Origin of the sequence: Bacillus sp. V59.32b (genome assembly GCF_003429085.1) — a bacterium.
Taxonomy (GTDB): domain Bacteria; phylum Bacillota; class Bacilli; order Bacillales; family DSM-1321; genus Peribacillus.
In genome coordinates this window covers 63,455-82,442 of sequence record NZ_QVTC01000007.1, presented here as the reverse complement: position 1 = coordinate 82,442, position 18,988 = coordinate 63,455, and the positions used below count along the sequence as shown (strand labels likewise).

The following is an 18,988-nucleotide window of genomic DNA, read 5'->3' as shown; positions in this document are numbered from 1 at the left end:
CTACGCATTCGACTCAATTCTCTTTAGTTCTTTGGCAAGCTTTTTGAAAAAATCCTGGATGATCAATTTGGCCACTCCACCCAGCATCCGTTGGCCAATCATCGCCACCTTTCCTCCCACTTCCGCCTCATATGTATAGGCGAGTTCAGTGGTGTTCTCATCAATTGGGCTTAGATCGATGATTCCAGTAGCTTCGACATTGCCCGGACCGCCTTCACCTTTGACAATTAGCTTGTAATGTGTCGGTCTTTCTATATCAGCAATCTCGATGGTAGATTCATATTTTCCTTTCACCGCTGCAATCCCGACCGAAAGTTCGGCATTGTATTTATTTTCAGCTTCCTGTTCTAGTTTTTCGCAGCCCATGATGCATTTCCCCAATACATTCGGATCCAACAGCACTTCCCATGACTGATCGATGCCCGCGTCCAATTTTAAAGTTCCTTGTCCATTCATTTCCTGCCACCTCTTTTACTTGTTGGTAACCTTTTGTTCAGAAAGTAATTTCCATATTTTATTTGGACTTAAAGGTAGAGAATCAATTGCGACCCCAAATGGTTTCAATGCGTCGCTTACCGCATTCGCAATCGCTACCGGGGCACTCATTGTATTTCCTTCTCCAAGCCCTTTCGCTCCAAGCGGAGTGACCGGTGATGGAGTTTCAATATGCTTAATCGTTATATTTGGTACTTCCGGTGCGGTCGGACAGAGATAATCCATGAATGAACCTGTCAGGAATTGGCCTTTATCATCATAGGCAAGTTCCTCATATAACGCCCCGCCCAGTCCATGGACCAGCCCCCCGTATATCTGCCCATCGACGATCAACGGATTTAACAGTTTACCGGCATCATGTATCGTAATATAGTCGAGAATGTTAACTTCACCGGTCTCCGGATCGATTTCAACTGTAACCAGATCCGCTACAAATCCATATGTGATCGAGGAATTGATTAAATCATTTTCATCCGGTGGTTCAGCGATTTTAGCTGTATAAAAATAAGTTTCATAGATTCCAGGCTCAGTGCCTTCCGGAAGTGACAATGGGTTCCAATGCGCCGATCCCGCTGCCCGCTTTACTGACCATCTTACAGAGGAATCATTTTTAGATAGAATGGTGGCGTTCTCTATTATCAGATCTTCTTCAGGCACATGGAGATGGTTGGCTCCGATTTGCAATAATTTTTTCTTTACTTTCTGGGCGGCAAGATAGACGGCACTTGAACCTAAAGAGGCAAACCGGCTGGAATAACTTCCGGAAGCTATCGACCATGGGCTCGTTGCAGTATCCAGTTCCGCCACCACGTTAATTTGATTTACCGGGATCTGGAGCACATCCGCCACTATTTGAGCGGAAACCGTCTCATGGCCCTGGCCTGTCGGTGCAGTACTGATTCTGACATTGACAAAGCCCATCGGATCCATTGAAACGGTTGCTGCTTCAGTACACCCGGATTTTGGCAAGGAAGCGGCTCTTTCTTCAGGGGTCAGGGCAATTGTGATGTAACCCATATTTGATCCTGAAGGCTCCACGATACAAGCAAGCCCTACACCAAAAACCTTTCCTTTTTTTCTAGCTTCAGCTTGCTTCTGCCTGAATTCTTTGTACTGCCCAGTATCTAACGCAAGTTGAAACGCCGTTTCGTAATCGCCGCTGTCATAGATTCCCCCGGATGCAGTCTGGTAAGGAAATTGATCGGATTTAATTAGATTCCTTTGGATGACCTCTGCAGGATCTAAATCCAGTTTGAAGGCAATCATTTGCATGATCCGCTCTAATGGAAAATAGAGTTCCTGGCCGCCGTATCCCCTTATTAATCCTGTCGGTAATTTGTTTGTCATCACAACATACCCATCAATCTGCAGGTTTGGGACATCATATGCCCCTGTTGTATTAGCATGGGTGCGGTAGAGACAAGCAGGTTCCGGTGCACGGATATAGGCGCCGACATTATCCATCATTTTCATTTTAAGACCAAGTACCTTTCCATCCTCTTTTACGGCGGCTTCGATATAGGTTACCCTGTCCGTTCCACTGGAGCTTGCGGACAGATGTTCCTGCCTGTCTTCGATCCATTTTACCGGACAGCCAGCGATCCGACTCACGACGGCGAGAAGCACCATGTACGGGAAGGTGCCTGCCTTGATTCCGTAGCTTCCGCCGATATCTTTTGGAACGATGATTCTAAGTCTATTACTCGGGATCTTTAACGCTCCTGCCATGACCGCTTGAATGATGAATGGTCCGTGAAAGTTAGCATGAATGGTATATTGGTTTGAGCTGTTTTCGTATTCTGCAATGATTCCATAGGTTTCGACAGGCGTAGCTGAATACTTTGGAAAATGGAATTTATGCTTAATGATCAGGTCTGCCTCATTGAAAGCCTGGTCCACATCTCCATAATGAAACGTTCGATGGTTTGCTATATTTGATCCTACATTTTCGTGAAGCAATGGGGCATCTGCTTCCATGGACTTTTCAATATCGACGATTGGTTTTAGCATTTCGTATTTTACCTTTACAAGTTCTGCGGCATCTTCAGCGACATACCTGTTTTTTGCAATCACGACGGCGACAGGCTCCCCGACATACCTTACTTTATCTATAGCAATCGGATAATAATGGACAGGTGCACTCACCCCGACACTAAAAGGATTTAAATAGGCTGCTATTTCTTTACCTGTAATAATACCATTTACACCAGGCACTAATAACGCCTCTGTAACATCGATTGACTTTATGATGGCATGTGGATAGGAGCTTCGGACAATCGCCGCATGGGCTGTATTGGGGGGGATGCCGATATCATCGATATACTTTCCTTGTCCGGTCAGTAATCTAGCATCTTCAACGCGTGTCAACGGGCTGCCAATAACATCAGTCATCTAACATACCTCCTCCCGAAGTAATTTTTGGTAATCTATTTTTGTATCTATATCAAAAGCCATATTTGTTCCCATACGTGAATAATAAATATGATGTTTATACTTTTTAATGACTGACCTGGCCCCTTCATCGCCACATACTTGGTACAATTCAGAAAACAATCGTCGATTAAATAAAACAGGGTGCCCATTTAGATTTTTATAGCTTGATTGAACGATCAGCGGTGATTCGTCCTGTGTAAGATAATCCTGAATTACTCTATTGATTTCCCGATAGGTTATTAACGGCATATCGCCGAGTAAAAACACCACCGCCGATGTATCTGCTGGCACAGAAACTAACCCTGATTTAATGGAAGTAGACATGCCTTGAACGGCCTTTTCATTTAAGATCAATTTATCTATTCCCGGTACAGAAGCCTGCGTAATAAGGTCTGGAACTTCAGGATTAACCACTACGGTAATCCCTGATAAATTGGAGTGTAAGCTCTGTTCGATCACATGGAGCAATATCGATTTTCCTTTAAAGGGCAGCAATAACTTGGCCGTTCCCATTCTTCTTGAAAAGCCTGCAGCCAGAATAATTCCCCAGACCTTGTTGTTCATGGTTTCAATACAACTTCACGCTCCTTCTCTGTTCTTATTGTTGGTTTCCCTTCTCCCTCGCTTAATCTGGAGCCAGTTCCACCACGATAAGCAACCATGATCTCGGCCAGGATACTCAACGCGATTTCTTCAGGAGTTTTCGAACCTAGATCTAATCCGATTGGGCTATGGATATGATGTAGTATGGGGTCAGCACAAAGAACTTCACTTGTTCCTATTAATTGATCCGTTCTTTTTCTTGGACCTAGTACTCCTAAATATGCCGGTGACATTTTCAGAACGTTCTCTAGAATAATTTGGTCTTGGATAAAGTTGTGTGTCATTAAGATCACATATGAATTGTGATGAATCGCTATATCCGGAACCGTTCCGGCGGGATAGACAATTAACTGGTCAGCGTTTGGAAAATTTTCCCGAGTAACAAATGCAGTTCGATAATCCAATACGGTAGTATGCCAATTTAACGTTTTCGCGATTTGTACTAATGGAATGGCGTCAGGTCCGGCACCAAAAATGATGAGTTCAGGGGGTGGTTCAGTAAATTCATAGAAGACTAGAAGGTCGGATTGTCCCCCGATAGAGGAAAGGCCATTCTTTTGTAAACATCTTTTACTGTAATAATCTTGTAAGATTTCTTGAAACGGAATATTGGGAGTTTCTCTTGATGCAGGGTCGATCAGCCAGGTTGTTCCCGATAACGACTCATCTTTTGAAGCTACGATAGTGATTCTGTGGATGGTTTTCGACTGTGCTGCTGAAAAAAAGGTATCGATGATTGCCGGGTTTCTATTGCGATCACCAGGAAGATATGGCTCCAAATAAACATTCATCTTGCCGTTACAACCCAAACCTAGTCCCCAGACGATATCACCATCATCTTGAAAATCATAATGGACGATCCTTGAAAGACCAGAAGCTAAAATCTCTTGGACATATTCCTTCAAATCGCCTTCAACACATCCGCCGCTTAACAGTCCGGTTAAGATTCCATCTTCAGTAATAAAGCATTTGGCCCCGGTTTTTTGATAGGTTGATCCTTCCGTAGAGATAATCGTTCCAAGCACGCCTTTTAAACCATTATCTCGACATCTTTGCAATTCCTTGTAAATTACGTACATCCGTTCACCTCCCTGTTAGATTGTGACCGTTATTCCAGAGTCCCAATGAAATTGTTCCCGGTACTCTGTTGGAGTTTTCCCTACTAATTTTTTGAAAGCGGTTGCAAAATAGCTTGAATTTGCAAAACCTGTATTATTCGCAATCACTTCAATTGGCAAGGACGATAAACGAAGCATGCCTTTCGCTTTTTGAACCCTGACAAACGTTACATATTCAACAAAGGTCATTCCCGTCTCTTCCTTAAATAGACGGCTAAAATAGGATGGGCTGAGATAAACCTTGTTTGATATACTTTTCAAAGTCAAAGGTTCCCCATAATTCAGTTGAATATATTGGATGGCACTTTCAATCGGGTTTTTTAAGTCTGTAATAAACTCACCCGACACATTATTGATCCCATAATGTACCTGGGAGCTGATTTCAGGAGCGAGCACCCTGTCGAACGTTTCCAACAGTTCATTTTTAGAAAGCGGTTTCAATAAAAAGGAAGCAAAACCGGCGTTCATAGCTTTTTGTACTAATCCAAACATCTTCAACTGGGTGACAATGATAATCGGCAAAGTAGGATATAATTGCAGGGCCGTCCTGCCGAATTGGAAACCATCCATATCAGGCAATGATAAATCGATTATCAGTGCGCTTGGCTGACTTTGCTTAAGAAGTAACAATCCTCTTTGAACAGTACTTGATTCATAAACAGATAGAAAATTGTATTTACTTTCGTTCACTATCGTACATATTTCTTTTCTTGCCATTTGATCGTTATCGACAATAAGCAACTCAGCCAACTATTCTCCTCCTATCTGAATCTTAATAAAAATAATGTCGAAGCAGTTTCATTATCTTGTTATGCTCATTTTAAATTCTTCTCATTTTTTTAATTTTCTAATTATTCTTATACTATTTGATACATCTTCTAACAGGTTTTAAATTTTTGCTTTTTATCTTTTAAATATTTCTTCTAATGTTTTCAATAATCCTTTTTGAATTTTCTTACAGTGTTAAAATGATTCTCTTACATAGTATTGTCTTAGGAATAATTACAGAGTTTTATTCAAACTAAAGGGTACGTTGATCCAGCAGGATTGACCGCCTTTTCTCATTATAGTTGTGAACAAAAAATGACATGTCTCTTTGGGACATCTCATTTTTTAAAGATCATTAACCTTCCAGAGTTCACCCTGAGCATGTTGACAGCTTCAGTTCTTTTTTCTGCAGGTACCTGGTATCCAGATAATGTGTCCCCAGTTTCAATTTCCCTAATGGCTGCAAGTCGGGAATTTGGGAAAATTTCGCGTCCAGGCTGCGGTAAAAAGCATCCAAATCCACGGGTTGTACGAATTGATTTTCCGCACGCATCTCTTCGACACAGGTGAAAAGGGCCTTTTCAAACTCCTCTATTCCGAAAAGCTGGCCGACTGGATGCTCACGATGGAACATGTGTTGGACGAACGGCATAAAGATTTTCCCTCTTATCTCTTCGTAAAAGTCTGCATAGAATTGAAGCAATTTCTTCTCTAAGCCTGGGAGGGAACGCTTGTATTTGGTATATAGTTCCCAGACTTTCTCATCCGCCAAATTTAGATTTTGATCAAATGTCTTTTCTTCGTTATAGACCTTGAATATAGTTCTGACCACTGATATGGGTGAGAAAGCAAACAATGACCGTATTCCATCCCGGTTTCTGCTCTTCTGTATGTTGTTCGCCATATCCCCTACATAGTTGAACAGTTTTTCAAAGCGATCGGCGAACGGCTGATACTCCTTGCTCAATTGCGGTTCCAAGTAATCGGAATACTCCTTTATCACCTTATCCAGTTTGGAGATGATATGATCCATTTCTTTTTCATTTATCACGATAGGAAACGCAATCAGCAAATCTAGAAAGTGGCGTTTCACTTCCATCAAGATGGATTCGTGAATGATACCATAGATCACTGGTACCGCTCCAGGCCCTATACAGAAGTACTCATTCAGGAATTCTTTCCTTTGTGGTTTTTCGCTGAGATTGTACCGCTTTTGGGAAAGATGCCTGGAGAAATCCAAATGCACCTGGATTCTCTTCATCAAAAGTTCCTTTAGATAGGCAAGCATTTCTTCATATGCCGCAAAACCCTGTTGTTCTTCTTTTCGAAGGTAACGCCCCCATTGTTTTTGGATGACAGGGTGGGACATTTGTTTCAGGATGGTTTGTACCTCCATCCGGCCATCTTCCGTCTTCATTTGTTGCCGGAAATTCTCGTCATGTGCTTTCCAATCATTAACGACATGTGTGATTGCGGATTTCAAATCCATTTCAGGATGACGCAGCCTCGTTCTGCTGACGAACCTATAAAAGTCGGTGCGAAAATCATCGAACATATATTGCGTTTTTAATTTTGTGATAAAGGTAGGGTTCTGCAGCAATTCTTTCCGGCATTCCATGACAGCCTTACCTAATTCCATGTTCTCTGCCGGACCCTCATACTGAGAGAATTCCTGGGCCATTTCGGTATCAAAGAATTGTATTACTTTTTCCACGAATATGTCATTGCTCTCATGATAATGCTGTTTTAACACCTTCCCGGAAATCCCGTCTGTCTTTAACACATAATAGAAGATTTCTTTCAGTCTTTGCTTTATTTCCTGATTGTGCAGGACTCCCGGCAATGCCAGTAATTCTGCTTTTTCTTCATCTGTTAAAGGAAATGCCCGTTCGTACGTAGCTAAGAAACGGTACACGGCATGTTCAAATTCCTCTTCTGAGAAATCCGTCTTCATAAACCCGGAAATCATGCTTAGCGTTTGTATGGTAGCCCCGTGTTCGTCATGCTCGGGTTCATTCAAGATATATAAAAATTCTTCTATCTCAGCTTCGGTAGGCCTACTCATAGGAAACACTCCCCAATGATGCAAATTGGGTGACAAGTTTTTTTCGGTATGCCATATAACCCCCGTCAAACAAACCGTCCTGATCCCAATCCTGAAATGGGTCATTGCCGTCATGTATATGATTTCCATTTGTATCGATAAATGGATCGTTCGCATCATTCGTAAAATCCCCATCGATGTCGTTTATCGCATCAAACGGATCGCTGAATCCGTCTCCATCATAATCGGAAAATAGGGGGGTTTGTGTCACTGATGAAATCGTGATCCAGGTCCAACAGACCCAACGTATTGTCAAAAATACCATCCATGTCAAAATCGATGTTCAGATCCATCGGTTCGAGGACGATGTCATCAAATATCCAGTCAAATATCAGGTCTTCCAACGTTATACACCTCTCCAACTGCTCAGTTTACCCAGTATATATCGGTAGAATTTCCTATTTTTAAAGTCGCAGGGATAGCTAAGTATTCCCTGGGGACGGGATTCATGAAGAAAAAAATTTAGCCTAACAAGTTCGGGAAAAGGTTCGGAATCCTTTTTTTGCTTATTATAATTTATTGGGAATGGTTATTATTCACCTATTAAACTTCAAAACCATAGCCTTTCACGCAAAGCGAGATTGTGAAAAATTGTATTTAAACTATAGGGTGCGTTTATCCAAGAAGGATAACGCATCTTTTTGTAGAAGTTATTGTACTAAGGAGCAGTTTAGCCCTTATTCAATTATGAGGAAAACCAAGGGGGAAACTAATATGACAAAGAATAAGGAGTTGTCACTAGAACAACGTGAAGAACTACTCAGAACTTTGAAAGCCCGTTTTGAGAAAAACATGCACCGACATAAAGGTCTCGAATGGGCTAAAGTACAAGCTAAGATCGAAGCTAATACTGAAAAACTGTGGTCGCTCAATGAAATGGAGGCAACTGGCGGAGAACCGGATGTTGTTGGCCATGATAAAAAGACGGGCGAATACATTTTTTATGATTGTTCACGGGAAAGTCCTAAAGGTCGCAGAAGTGTTTGTTACGACCGTGAAGCTCTGGAGTCAAGAAAAAAACACAAACCAGAAAATAACGCTATTGATATGGCAACTGCCATGGGAATTGAACTTTTAACGGAAGAACAATATCGGATGCTGCAGAAACTTGAAAATTTCGATATGAAAACATCGAGCTGGGTGCAAACACCCGCTAGTATTAAAAAACTTGGCGGGGCCATCTTTTGTGATTATCGCTACGACACTGTATTTGTGTACCACAATGGAGCGGAATCCTACTATGCTGCAAGGGGTTTCCGTGGCTCGCTAAGGGTCTAAATTTTGCATAAACAGCTAAATTTGAATGTGAGAATGGATTACTTGGGGAAAGGTTTAAATGATAGTAATCCAGTCATTTTTATGATGATATTGATAATAACGAGGAAGTCAGTTGTATAAAGATTCTGATGGTTCTGAGCTACACAGTTCATTAAAACACTATGCAAATTATGTAATTGAAAAACAATATCAAGTTCTTTCTTCAATACTGTTCTCTCTATTAATTGCTTTTTGTTGAACTTCTTATTGAACAAACGGTTCAGGTTACTGTAAAAAGGTAATTAGGTGTTAAGTAGAGAAAAAGTATAGATATACATAAAAAAATAAAATACATAAGGAGAAATGAATGCCACAAAATGAAGTTATTGTACAAACGGGGCAGGTTAGCTGAGGAAGAGGTTTAAATAGGAGAATTGTTGGCGATGGGGCTATTTATTTCTATATACAAGATATAGTGGTTCATCTAGATTATCAGAAAAATGGGATTGGTAAGGAAATAATGAATCTTTTGGTTGAATACTTGCATACGAATGCCCCAGATAAGGCGTTTGTTGGTTTGTTTGCATCACAAGGTAATGAATCGTTCTATGAAAAATATGAATTTAAAGATTTCTCACCAAACATGACAGGGATGTTTACTGTAATTTCAAAAAAATAGAAATAATTGATTGGAAATTTTAGGAGAACTAAATAAATCAACATTAAAAAAATTGTCTACAGGTACCTTTTTCCTTCAAAAAACATTCTGCCATAAACAGCATTTTATAATTGCCAAATACAATCTTTTTGCATATCCCACAATGTACAGATTTTTTGAAGATATCTAATTCCATGGTCACCTAACTTGCTTTTAACTTTTATCACGGATTGAAATTTCTTTATCAACTAAAATTCAAATCTCATTTATTAGACTGAATAAAACCGATTACTCAAAAAATAGCCTATCATTCACTCGCATGGAACAATAGGCCATTTCTTTATTTTACTGCTAATCTTAAGGATTAGTAAGTGTTACTTATATCACGGAACTATTCCGTTACCATCACGAGAATTTTTCCTTGTTTCACCTCGTCTTCATATTGCCGGGCCTCTTCCTCAGTGAGCCCCGTTTCCTTTAAAGCCTCCGTTAAACTGCCGGATTTAGTAGCCAGGCCTGCGGCGGCTCCGCCCAGTGTGGTAAATATCGGGCCTGCTGCTAAAATTGGACCGATTCCCGGGATTGCAATGGCACTCAAACCGACAAAAAGACCGGCTAAACCAATCGCACCACCCGTTGTTGCCCCGGCTATCAATCCATCCATTTCCTTAGGTTCCACTTGTTCAGCATCTGGTCCCAATTCTTCGATATTTTTTGCGACAAGAGAAATTTCATCCATGGTGTACCCTTTCTCCTTTAAATCTTCAACCGCCGCCTGTGCCTGTTCTTCATTTTCATAAACACCTATGACTCGTTTTTCCATGATGATTTGCTCCTTTCATGTCTTACCTTTTAAATACCCTTTTATAGAGACTTCAATCAGGAGATTTGCTGGTGGATTCTTTAAGGATTCGTAAAAGGTTTAATAATATAATCCACAATAAGTATTTTAGTTCTTGTATCTCATGCTAGACTAATCAATAAATACATAAATAAATAAATAAATAAACGATCTTGCTATTCTCTTCAGAATAAACAAGATCGTTTAGATTAATTGCTTATTTAAATTTGGTTTCGGAATTTTATTTTCCCTCACTCATTGATCTCCGTTTGCTCCTGTTTAGGAACACTCGCTACAAGTTGTTCAAACAAGTATGTAAGGTAAGAATGTAATTCAAATCGATCCTCTTGTGCGAAATCGGTTAATTTATTTTCCCTCATGGTATCCCCTCCCTTTTCATTAATAATACCCAAGCTATTAACCTTTTAATCATGGAATCTAATAAATAATACATACACCCAAATTAAAAAGTAATGATTTAATTACTATAATATATGAAAACGCTTTCAATTTCAAGTTAATTATTAGAGGGGTGAAAGGTGCCAGCCATAGTCAAAAATAATGCTCCTTTCATCTTGAACTATGGTATCTCGAAAGAACTAATCGAAAAAAAGCCCCCTGATTCGTATGAATGTAACGAATAGAAGGCTTTTAATTAAATGTGTCCATATTTCAATAGCTGAAAGACAGTACTACTGCTTATTCGGCACCGCACAACTGCCATCCGCACAGCTTGCATCGTCCGCTCCGTCTGCGGAAAGATTCTGCAATTTAGGCGCAGCAGATTCTTCCTGCCATATTTGCTCGAGCGCGCCAATGAATGATTCAGTCGGCTGGGCGCCAGAGATGGCGTATTTTTGGTTGATAACAAAATACGGTACCCCGCTGATGCCATATTGTCTGGCGACAGCCTGGTCATTTCGTACATCAGCCTCGTAAGCAGTCTCATCAGCTAGAATGTTCATTGCTTCTTGACGGTTCAATCCGACTGATTCTGCGATTTCTGCTAGTGTTTCATGGTCCCCGATATGCTTGGATTCTGTAAAATAAGCATAAAGCAGTTTTTCCGTGATTACAGCTTCTTTTCTTTGAGACTTTGCAAACTTAGCAAGACGGTGAGCATCAAATGTATTGGTAGACTTCATCGTATCAAAGTTGTAAGTCAGTCCCATAGCGGCTGCCTGCTGCCCGACCCCTTCGTTTGATTGTTTGGCCTGTTCAACACTCATCCCGTACTTGGATGCGAGCATTTCGTGGATACTTTTATCCGTGTTCTTCGGCGCATCCGGGTCAAGCTCAAAGCTCTTGTATTCAACTTCCACTTGGTCTTTATGGGCGAATTGGCCAAGGGCTTCTTCTAACCGACGTTTCCCAATATAACAAAACGGACAGACAAAATCCGACCATACCTCGATTTTCATAACGGCACCTCTTCCTTTTCCTTCATTATTCCCTACCATAGTAGCACAACATGTGACAAAACCTGATAAAGAATGCTCATTAGATTCCAAGCTGTTTTTATAAAAACGCTATTTTATTGAGATTCACTTTCCATTTATTTCTTTCTCCATCCTCCACACCCCATATGAATTCCGACCATTTATCCAAACCGCAAAGAACAATAGAGCACAAATGAGGGAGGATCCAACGAAAGGAACCGTGATATGGACAGCATAGAATACACCGCCCATTAATGGTCCAAGTATTCTGCCGAAGCTATCGATGGCCTGGTCCAGCCCCATAGTAATGCCTCTACCCATTCTCTCTTGTTTGGATAGTAGCGAAATGATTGTCGGGCGTATGCATGCGGATCCCACTCCTACTAAAGCGCATCCGAGAACCACCATCCAAATATCAATAGAAGCAGCAATTAATAGATAACCAATCGCACAGATGACAAAGCCAAATTTGGCAATCCAGTTTTCCGTTCTTATTTGATAAAGATATTTTAATAGAAAGAATTGGACGAAGGCGGAGCCGCCGGCAAATATACTGAAGGCCAGGCTTACTTCCCCGGGTGTTGCCGAGAATCTATCAATCATGAAGTAACCAAGCATTCCGAATAAACTGGATGCAGCAAGTGATATTCCGAGGGTAAGTATGTAGAGTTCCCGGTAACCGGTTTTTGTAACGAGAATTAGCGATCTTATGAAGGAAGGCTCAGCCATTTTTAATTTCTGCTTTGGGGGTTCTTTTATCGATACCCAGACAAACGGTAAAGCGAGAAACGCCAATGAGCCGGCAGCAATAAATGGTGCATTCACCCCCAAAGGAGCAAAGATGCCACCTAAAGCAGGTCCGCATAGAAACCCCAAACCGTTGACAGCCCCTATCTTTGCCATTGCGTTTCCCCGGTTTTCGTCATCCGAAGAATCTGCCACAATGGTCAGGGCAGCCGGAAGCGATCCAGCAGACAGGGTGGCACCGATGATTCGCGCGACTAACAATTGGCCGTAGGTTTGCGCAAAGATAATCAGGATGAAAGCAATGCCGAAACCGAACAGCCCGATAAACAGGATCGGTTTTCGGCCAAAGCGGTCGATTAATCTGCCCCATACTGGTGTTGATATAAATTGTGCAAGGGCCCAGCCAGTGATCAGGCTGCCCATTTGAAAGGAAGACAGACCTAACCGTTCGGCTACATATGGCAAGCTGGGGAGGACGATTCCGTAACCCGTCATCGTTAAAAACATGATAAATGACAATATGATAAAAGCTTTCCGATCCATGGTCTTCTTCTCCATTTCATCTACCTGTATCATTAATGTCTATCACTCATGTTGACTGTAGCATAATCGTCATGTAGGAATTTGTTCTAAGATGTCATAAATGACAATCCGTAAAAGGAAAATCCTGCTTTTTTCAGACTTTATTCAGCTTCTATACACAAAAGGCTATATGAAAGTATTGTTAATTAAATAAAGATCTTCATAACTTCCAAACAATTGAAGAACCCATTGAATGGTATGATAGCTCCTTCCTAATTCGCACGAAAGCACAAGGAAACCGGCAAGTCCATTACAATCCACTGTAAGAAGAAATGAAAATCAAAAACTAAAACCAGCCTTTAGTTTGACGAAGTGGCACAAATGTACACTCAACTGAAAATAGCGGTAGAAAATACGTTCGGTAATATCAAACGCAATCGGTCGTTAAGGCGTATAATTTCTACTTATATTCTGCTGATTTCGTGGAAAATTATAAGCGTTGAAGGAAGAAGTTCTCATAACAAATGCTCAAAAAAATGAACAGGAATAGAGGGACCTTCGACCGCTTATAATAAAAAGATAACTTAGGAGGAAAAAAAGATGAAATTAGCAGCACATGAACTACAGGATTTGCATGAATTGACGATGAGTTGTGTAAACTCGATTACGAATATGGCGTATATGCTGCAGCATGTCCTGGATCCCGAATTTAAGAGCATACTTGAAAGGCATTTTCCGTTTCATGTTCGGGATTATAACATGAAGGTGGAATTTCTGAATGAGACCGACGGAGCGAAAATGGAGCTTCCTCTATTTCGAGAAAAAGGAACCCTCTCTGATTATACTCAATCGCCCCTTGACACATATCCGCCTGTACAGCCGCGCACAATGGTTAGCGACATGAACGACCGTGAAATGGCCACAGCCTATTTGTTAACGTTAAAACGGGCAGGCCGCGAATATGCTTACTCAGCGATGGAGGCTGCAAACCCGGAATTGCGCTCTTTTTTACAAACTGCCTTTATGATGAGCTGCAGCCATGCTTACGATATGTGGCAGTATATGGTGCAGAAAGGTTATTATCCACTGGAACCAGCCGACCAGACGATGATTAGCAAAATTGGAACCGCCTACCAGGTTGTGCCTGAAAACCAGGAAATGATTCACCAGGCACTAAATAAATATAAAGGGCAAAATCCAATAGCCGGTGAAAGCGACCAATTATTTCAATGAAGTAAGTATCCGCCCATAAAACGGGCGGTTTTAATTTCGCTCTAGAAGGGCACTTTACCAACAAACCCCTAAGGGACCTCTGAATTGACCGTCAACCGTTTACTCATGTTGTCTCGCGAGAAACTTTATAACGATTTTTTCCAACCCATTGATTTCTTTAAAACTTTACATGACCCTATTAAGCAATTTCAGAATGTAAGAATCTGTTTTGTATAGTCAGTGAAATCTCCAAGATGCTTTTCAACAATTTGTTGTAAAATGTCTAAATTAACAGCTTGGTAATTATGCAGGGCTATGTTTCTAAAGCCAACCATTGATTTTAAGCGCTTCGCTGTATTTTCATCAATGATTAAATGATTGTGCAGCATATCAAATGCATCTCTGCTGGTTTGAGGCAATCCAAGTCTCTGATCAGCTACTATGTGCATGGCCAAATCGATAGATGCTTCACAAGCACGTTGAATATTGAGAATAATTGAGTCCTGTTTAGTAAAGTCTCTTAGATTTCCAGGATCGTTTGCATAAACCTCTTGAATCCGGCTAATGAATCGTTCAATAATGCTGATTTTATTTAAAATCACATCATTTTTCATAGATAGACCCGCTTTCATTTATTTTTTTTAGGATAGTCTCCCGTTCTTCATTTAATTTAGCGTACATGCTAAGTGCAGTCATTTGCAGGTTTTTTAGGAGCAAGTCGTTTGCTGAATAAATAATTGTACCAGTTGTGTAAATTTGGGCCTGGAATACCGTAGATGCCGTACGAAGATCTATCAAATCAACCTCAACTTTCAATATATCTGCTAGTTCTTGTGCAAGTTGAAAAATTTCGTATGTAGTAAGTGAACGTTCCTCACTAAAGAATGCCACATCAATGTCACTGTCTTATGTGTAGAGTTTTTAGCATATGAACCGAATACAATAATAAAAGCGGGATTTAGTTTGTTTACTAGGAAATCTTGAATTTGTTGAAACATATCCTCTTTCATAAGACACGCTCCCAAAAGTTATTAGTGTATTATACCAAACGTCCATTCCCATGTTCAACTTTGGCAAAAACTAGTACATCACGCAAAGAAAAAAGAGTCCTAACCCAAGGCTGCCCATTTGAAAGGGAGTCAGTCCTAACCATTCCTCTAGCATAAGCAGGCTGGGAAGGACAATTCCCTAGCCCCATAATTTTCATGTAGGAATTTGTTCTAACATAGATTTCCATAATTGAAATCCTTCAGATTTAAGGAGTTAACTTAAAGTTGTTCATTATTGTTCATTGATTCCCTTGGCATAAATAAACTTGCAATTAAAGTAATAATGCCGCCTAGCAGTAAAATGAAATTAAAAACCATTAAACTTGCTACACCATCAAATCCATTCCATTCCCCGAAAACAGGCACAAGTAACGGATAACTAAAAATTGAAACAATCGTTAGTATACTGCCAACTATGATCCTCAGTTTCTTTTTACCCGAAGTCAAGCTAAAACTAAATCGAATGATTAATATGGCAATTATGATTAGAATGAATACTAACATATCCGTCCCCCTTCTATAACGGGAAAAATTCTTATTACCAAATTATACCTCACTTCACAATCAAATAGATCAATTATCAAAAAATCCTTGGCTTCCATCCAAGGATTTCACTTTCAGTAAACATTTCATAATTCAATGTTCAATATTAATCATTTTGTGTCTCTAACAACCTCTCATGATGGGTAGAGTACATCGCCATCGATTCGGCAGCGGGATCCATGTATTTCTTGGCACTGTTCAAAGCAATCGGTCCTTCGGCAAGGCCGCCGGCAATCAACTTTAATTTGTTTGGATATGTGACGGCATCTCCGGCTGCGAAAATGCCCGGGATGTTCGTTTCCATCGCTCCGTTTACCACAATCCGTTCCTCGTTCATCGTGAGTCCCCAGTTTGCAATGCCGCCGTAATCACCCCTGATTCCGTGATTGACTACCACTTCGTCAGCTTTTATTGTCTTTATTTCTCCTGTTTCGACATGCTCAAGTACTACAGCTTCAATCTGTCCGTCTTTGCCAATCAGATCCTTAATGGTAAATGGAGTCAGTATGTCAGCATGCGTCTTCATCTCTGAAACATGGCGTTCATGACCGCCGAAATCATCCCGGCGGTGCACGACGGTCACTCTCTTTGCAACCGGAAGTAATTCATGGGCCCAGTCGACTGCAGAATTGCCGCCTCCTGAAATAAGTACACGCTTATCATTAAATGAGCATATCTCATCTATCGAGTAATGAAGCTGGCCGGCTTCGTATTGTTCCGCTCCGCTGACTTCGAGCTTGATAGGTTTGAAGATTCCAGCGCCAATCGTGATAATGATCGTCCTCGTATGATGGATTTCACCTGTTTCGGAGGTAAGCAGAAACGTTCCGTCTTCCATGCGTTTGAGGTCTGATATTCTTTGGCCGAATACGATGGTCGGTTCAAAGGTAGTTGCTTGTTGGATGAGTTGTCCTACAAAAGCACTGCCTGCAATCCCTGGAATCCCGCCAATATCACGCAGGATTTTTTCCGGGTAGAACATCGTTATTTTTCCGCCCAGGTATGAACCTGCTTCAATCAGCTTTGTTTTCAAATTCCTCATTCCGCTGTAAAATGTCGTGAACAGTCCGATCGGCCCTCCGCCAATGACCGTCACATCGTATAGGCCTTCTTGGTCCATGGATATCTCCCCTTATCTATTATTCTTAGCCATTAAATACATGAAATAGGGCGCGCCAATGATTGTGACGACCACACCGGCAGGAATCCCGCTCGGGTCGAGGACGACTCTGCCGATTGTATCCGCACCAAGGAGCAATAATGCTCCAATCAATGCGGCCACAGGAAGAAAGCTTTGGTGGCGAGGTCCGACAAGGCTTCTTGCGATATGCGGAGCCATCAGGCCGACAAACGTGATCCCGCCGCTCACGGATACGGAAACGGATGCCAGGGCAACGGCGATAGCCATAAGCACCAACCGCTCCCTTTCTACATTCACACCCAATCCGACACTGACATGCTCATGCAAATGTAAGGTATTGAGGACATTCGCTTTCATAAAAACAAGCGGCAGGAGGATCAGAATCCATGGCAGCAGAGCGAGCACGAATACCCAATCGTCTCCCCATATCCTGCCGGCCATCCAGTTGGCAAAAAAATCATACTGCTCCCGTTCCATCCGCGCCGAGAAGGTCATAATCGCGCCATAAAGAGCGGCTGCAAGTCCCACCCCTATTAAAACAAGCCTTGCCGGGTCAATTCCTTCGCCCTTTTCGTATGACATAAGATATATGAATCCTGCTGCCAACAACCCGCCCAGCAAAGCGAACAAGGGCAGTATGTATAAGTACATGGTTGATTCTGATGAAAAAAACATCACGTAAAAGACGACCATCAAGCCGGCGCCCCCATTAATCCCCAAAATGCCGGGATCGGAAAGCGGGTTCCTGGTAATGCTTTGCAGAATGGCTCCCGAAACGGCAAGTCCCATGCCTGCAAGAATCGTAATCAGGATTCTTGGTAAACGGAAGCCGAATAAGATTAAATTTTCCTTGTCGGTTCCTTGCCCCATGATCGTTCGCACCAATTGGGCAGGCGCTAAGGAAATATAACCGGTTGCTACGCTTATTACAAAAACCGCCAGTAGCAGCGCTAAAGCTGACAGTAAAGTGAGCCGAACTTTTTTTTGCTTTCGCGAATCGATCATGCCAGTTTTCTCCCTCGCTTTCGTGCCAGATAAAGGAAGAACGGAAAGCCCACCAGTGATACTATGGCACCCACTGGAGTTTCAAAAGGTGCATTTACCATTCTTGCGGCCGTGTCCGCGAGAACCATTAATATGCTCCCAAATACTGCTGAACACGGGATGATCCAGCGATAATCCGTGCCGACCAGATAACGGACGATATGAGGCACCATCAATCCGACAAAAGCGATCGGTCCGACTAGGGAAACAGCCGCTCCTGCCAGAATCAATACCACGGTCATTAACACCGCTTTTGTTAGTAGTGTCCTTTGTCCGAGCCCTTTAGCCACTTCCTCTCCGAAGCTGAGAATCGTCAGTCCTTTCGACAACATGACTGCTGCGAGGATACCGGCCGCAACTACTGGAACAACGATTTTCAACTGCAGCCAGCTAGTCCCTGAAACACCGCCATTCGCCCAAAATGTAAGATCCTGAGAAAGGTTGAAAAAGAGAGCGATTCCTTCACTCAAAGCCAATAATAAGCTCGAGACTGCAGCACCCGCCAAGGTGATTCGGAGCGGCGTCATGCCTCCTCTGCTCAGTGATCCGAGGCCGAATACCATCACAGCGCCAAGGCCGGCACCAATGAAGGAAATCAACATAACCGATAGAAAAGAAGCGCCGGTGCCAAAAGCAAAAACCACAGCCAGCGCCAGGCTTGCTCCTGAATTTAAGCCGAGCAGACCGGGATCCGCAAGCGGATTTCTTGTCATCCCCTGCATAATCGCACCGCTAACTGCAAACGCGGCCCCGACCATCGCTGCCCCCATCTCTCTTGGGAACCGGATGCTGACGATGATCTGATCGGTCTCCCTAGTAGAATCATAGGCAAAAATAGCTCTCCACACAGTGCCAAAATCAATATTTGCTGCTCCCACAGAGATGGATAGAACAATACTACCGAGCAAAAGGATGATTCCAAATGACAATATCGTGGTTCCGATTGCCGGCCTGGAATAAACATCATTATTTTGAAGAGATTTTGTTTTTGTAATTCTCATAGAATATGGCCTT

19 protein-coding genes and 1 pseudogene are annotated in these 18,988 nt (G+C 41.9%); 3 read left to right on the top strand and 17 right to left on the bottom strand.

Features of this window, described 5'->3' with window-relative positions; genetic code table 11:
- From D0463_RS02020 to D0463_RS01990, 7 genes are all read right to left on the bottom strand, one after another.
- Nucleotides 1-456, bottom strand: coding sequence for an SRPBCC family protein (locus D0463_RS02020; protein WP_117304510.1), 456 nt, complete (start codon nt 454-456; stop codon nt 1-3).
- Between the two features lie 15 nt (nt 457-471).
- Nucleotides 472-2,886: a xanthine dehydrogenase family protein molybdopterin-binding subunit gene (locus D0463_RS02015; protein WP_117304508.1), complete on the bottom strand. Its 2,415-nt coding sequence runs from the start codon at nt 2,884-2,886 to the stop codon at nt 472-474.
- A complete protein-coding gene (locus tag D0463_RS02010) occupies nt 2,887-3,492 on the bottom strand; it encodes a nucleotidyltransferase family protein (RefSeq protein ID WP_117304506.1) in 606 nt (201 codons plus the stop codon).
- The gene (locus D0463_RS02005) at nt 3,489-4,610 is read right to left on the bottom strand and encodes an XdhC family protein (protein ID WP_117304504.1); all 1,122 of its coding nucleotides are present in this window, start codon (nt 4,608-4,610) and stop codon (nt 3,489-3,491) included. The genes D0463_RS02010 and D0463_RS02005 overlap by 4 nt, the downstream gene beginning before the upstream one ends.
- A gap of 15 nt (nt 4,611-4,625) precedes the next feature.
- A complete protein-coding gene (locus tag D0463_RS02000; protein WP_117304502.1) occupies nt 4,626-5,399 on the bottom strand; it encodes a response regulator transcription factor in 774 nt (257 codons plus the stop codon).
- A 388-nt stretch (nt 5,400-5,787) separates the two neighbouring features.
- A complete protein-coding gene (locus tag D0463_RS01995; protein ID WP_117304501.1) occupies nt 5,788-7,482 on the bottom strand; it encodes a hypothetical protein in 1,695 nt (564 codons plus the stop codon).
- The gene (locus D0463_RS01990) at nt 7,475-7,777 is read right to left on the bottom strand and encodes a hypothetical protein (RefSeq protein WP_117304499.1); all 303 of its coding nucleotides are present in this window, start codon (nt 7,775-7,777) and stop codon (nt 7,475-7,477) included. The genes D0463_RS01995 and D0463_RS01990 overlap by 8 nt, the downstream gene beginning before the upstream one ends.
- Nucleotides 7,778-8,235: 458 nt before the next feature.
- Here D0463_RS01990 and D0463_RS01985 point away from each other — a divergent pair, with 458 nt between their 5' ends.
- Together D0463_RS01985 and D0463_RS01980 are read left to right on the top strand one after the other, a co-directional pair.
- The gene (locus tag D0463_RS01985) at nt 8,236-8,799 is read left to right on the top strand and encodes a DUF4256 domain-containing protein (RefSeq protein ID WP_117304497.1); all 564 of its coding nucleotides are present in this window, start codon (nt 8,236-8,238) and stop codon (nt 8,797-8,799) included.
- A gap of 409 nt (nt 8,800-9,208) precedes the next feature.
- Nucleotides 9,209-9,457 (top strand): annotated as a pseudogene (locus D0463_RS01980) (GNAT family N-acetyltransferase); the annotation flags it as partial.
- Nucleotides 9,458-9,827: 370 nt separating this feature from the next.
- Here the strand turns inward: D0463_RS01980 and D0463_RS01975 are convergent.
- From D0463_RS01975 to D0463_RS01965, 4 genes are all read right to left on the bottom strand, one after another.
- Nucleotides 9,828-10,259, bottom strand: a complete 432-nt coding sequence (locus D0463_RS01975) for a YflT domain-containing protein (RefSeq protein WP_117304493.1) — start codon at nt 10,257-10,259, stop codon at nt 9,828-9,830.
- A 269-nt stretch (nt 10,260-10,528) separates the two neighbouring features.
- A complete protein-coding gene (locus D0463_RS20035; protein ID WP_290369202.1) occupies nt 10,529-10,657 on the bottom strand; it encodes a hypothetical protein in 129 nt (42 codons plus the stop codon).
- Between the two features lie 312 nt (nt 10,658-10,969).
- A complete protein-coding gene (locus D0463_RS01970; protein ID WP_117304491.1) occupies nt 10,970-11,698 on the bottom strand; it encodes a DsbA family oxidoreductase in 729 nt (242 codons plus the stop codon).
- A gap of 123 nt (nt 11,699-11,821) precedes the next feature.
- Complete coding sequence (locus D0463_RS01965; RefSeq protein WP_301950621.1) at nt 11,822-13,021, bottom strand: MFS transporter; 1,200 nt, start codon at nt 13,019-13,021, stop codon at nt 11,822-11,824.
- A gap of 564 nt (nt 13,022-13,585) precedes the next feature.
- On the opposite strand from D0463_RS01965, the gene D0463_RS01960 reads away from it, so the two are divergent.
- The gene (locus D0463_RS01960; protein WP_117304487.1) at nt 13,586-14,218 is read left to right on the top strand and encodes a spore coat protein; all 633 of its coding nucleotides are present in this window, start codon (nt 13,586-13,588) and stop codon (nt 14,216-14,218) included.
- Between the two features lie 188 nt (nt 14,219-14,406).
- Here D0463_RS01960 and hepT read toward each other — a convergent pair whose 3' ends face one another.
- From hepT to D0463_RS01930, 6 genes are all read right to left on the bottom strand, one after another.
- Nucleotides 14,407-14,811: a type VII toxin-antitoxin system HepT family RNase toxin gene (hepT, locus tag D0463_RS01955; protein WP_117304485.1), complete on the bottom strand. Its 405-nt coding sequence runs from the start codon at nt 14,809-14,811 to the stop codon at nt 14,407-14,409.
- Complete coding sequence (gene mntA / locus D0463_RS01950) at nt 14,801-15,088, bottom strand: type VII toxin-antitoxin system MntA family adenylyltransferase antitoxin (protein WP_367946558.1); 288 nt, start codon at nt 15,086-15,088, stop codon at nt 14,801-14,803. Before mntA ends, hepT begins: the two co-directional genes overlap by 11 nt.
- Before the next feature lie 377 nt (nt 15,089-15,465).
- Complete coding sequence (locus D0463_RS01945; protein WP_117304483.1) at nt 15,466-15,750, bottom strand: hypothetical protein; 285 nt, start codon at nt 15,748-15,750, stop codon at nt 15,466-15,468.
- Between the two features lie 145 nt (nt 15,751-15,895).
- Nucleotides 15,896-16,909, bottom strand: coding sequence for an NAD(P)/FAD-dependent oxidoreductase (locus D0463_RS01940; RefSeq protein WP_117304481.1), 1,014 nt, complete (start codon nt 16,907-16,909; stop codon nt 15,896-15,898).
- Nucleotides 16,910-16,921: 12 nt separating this feature from the next.
- The gene (locus D0463_RS01935; protein ID WP_117304479.1) at nt 16,922-17,935 is read right to left on the bottom strand and encodes a FecCD family ABC transporter permease; all 1,014 of its coding nucleotides are present in this window, start codon (nt 17,933-17,935) and stop codon (nt 16,922-16,924) included.
- Nucleotides 17,932-18,975: a FecCD family ABC transporter permease gene (locus tag D0463_RS01930; protein WP_117304477.1), complete on the bottom strand. Its 1,044-nt coding sequence runs from the start codon at nt 18,973-18,975 to the stop codon at nt 17,932-17,934. Before D0463_RS01930 ends, D0463_RS01935 begins: the two co-directional genes overlap by 4 nt.
- Nucleotides 18,976-18,988 lie beyond the last annotated feature (13 nt).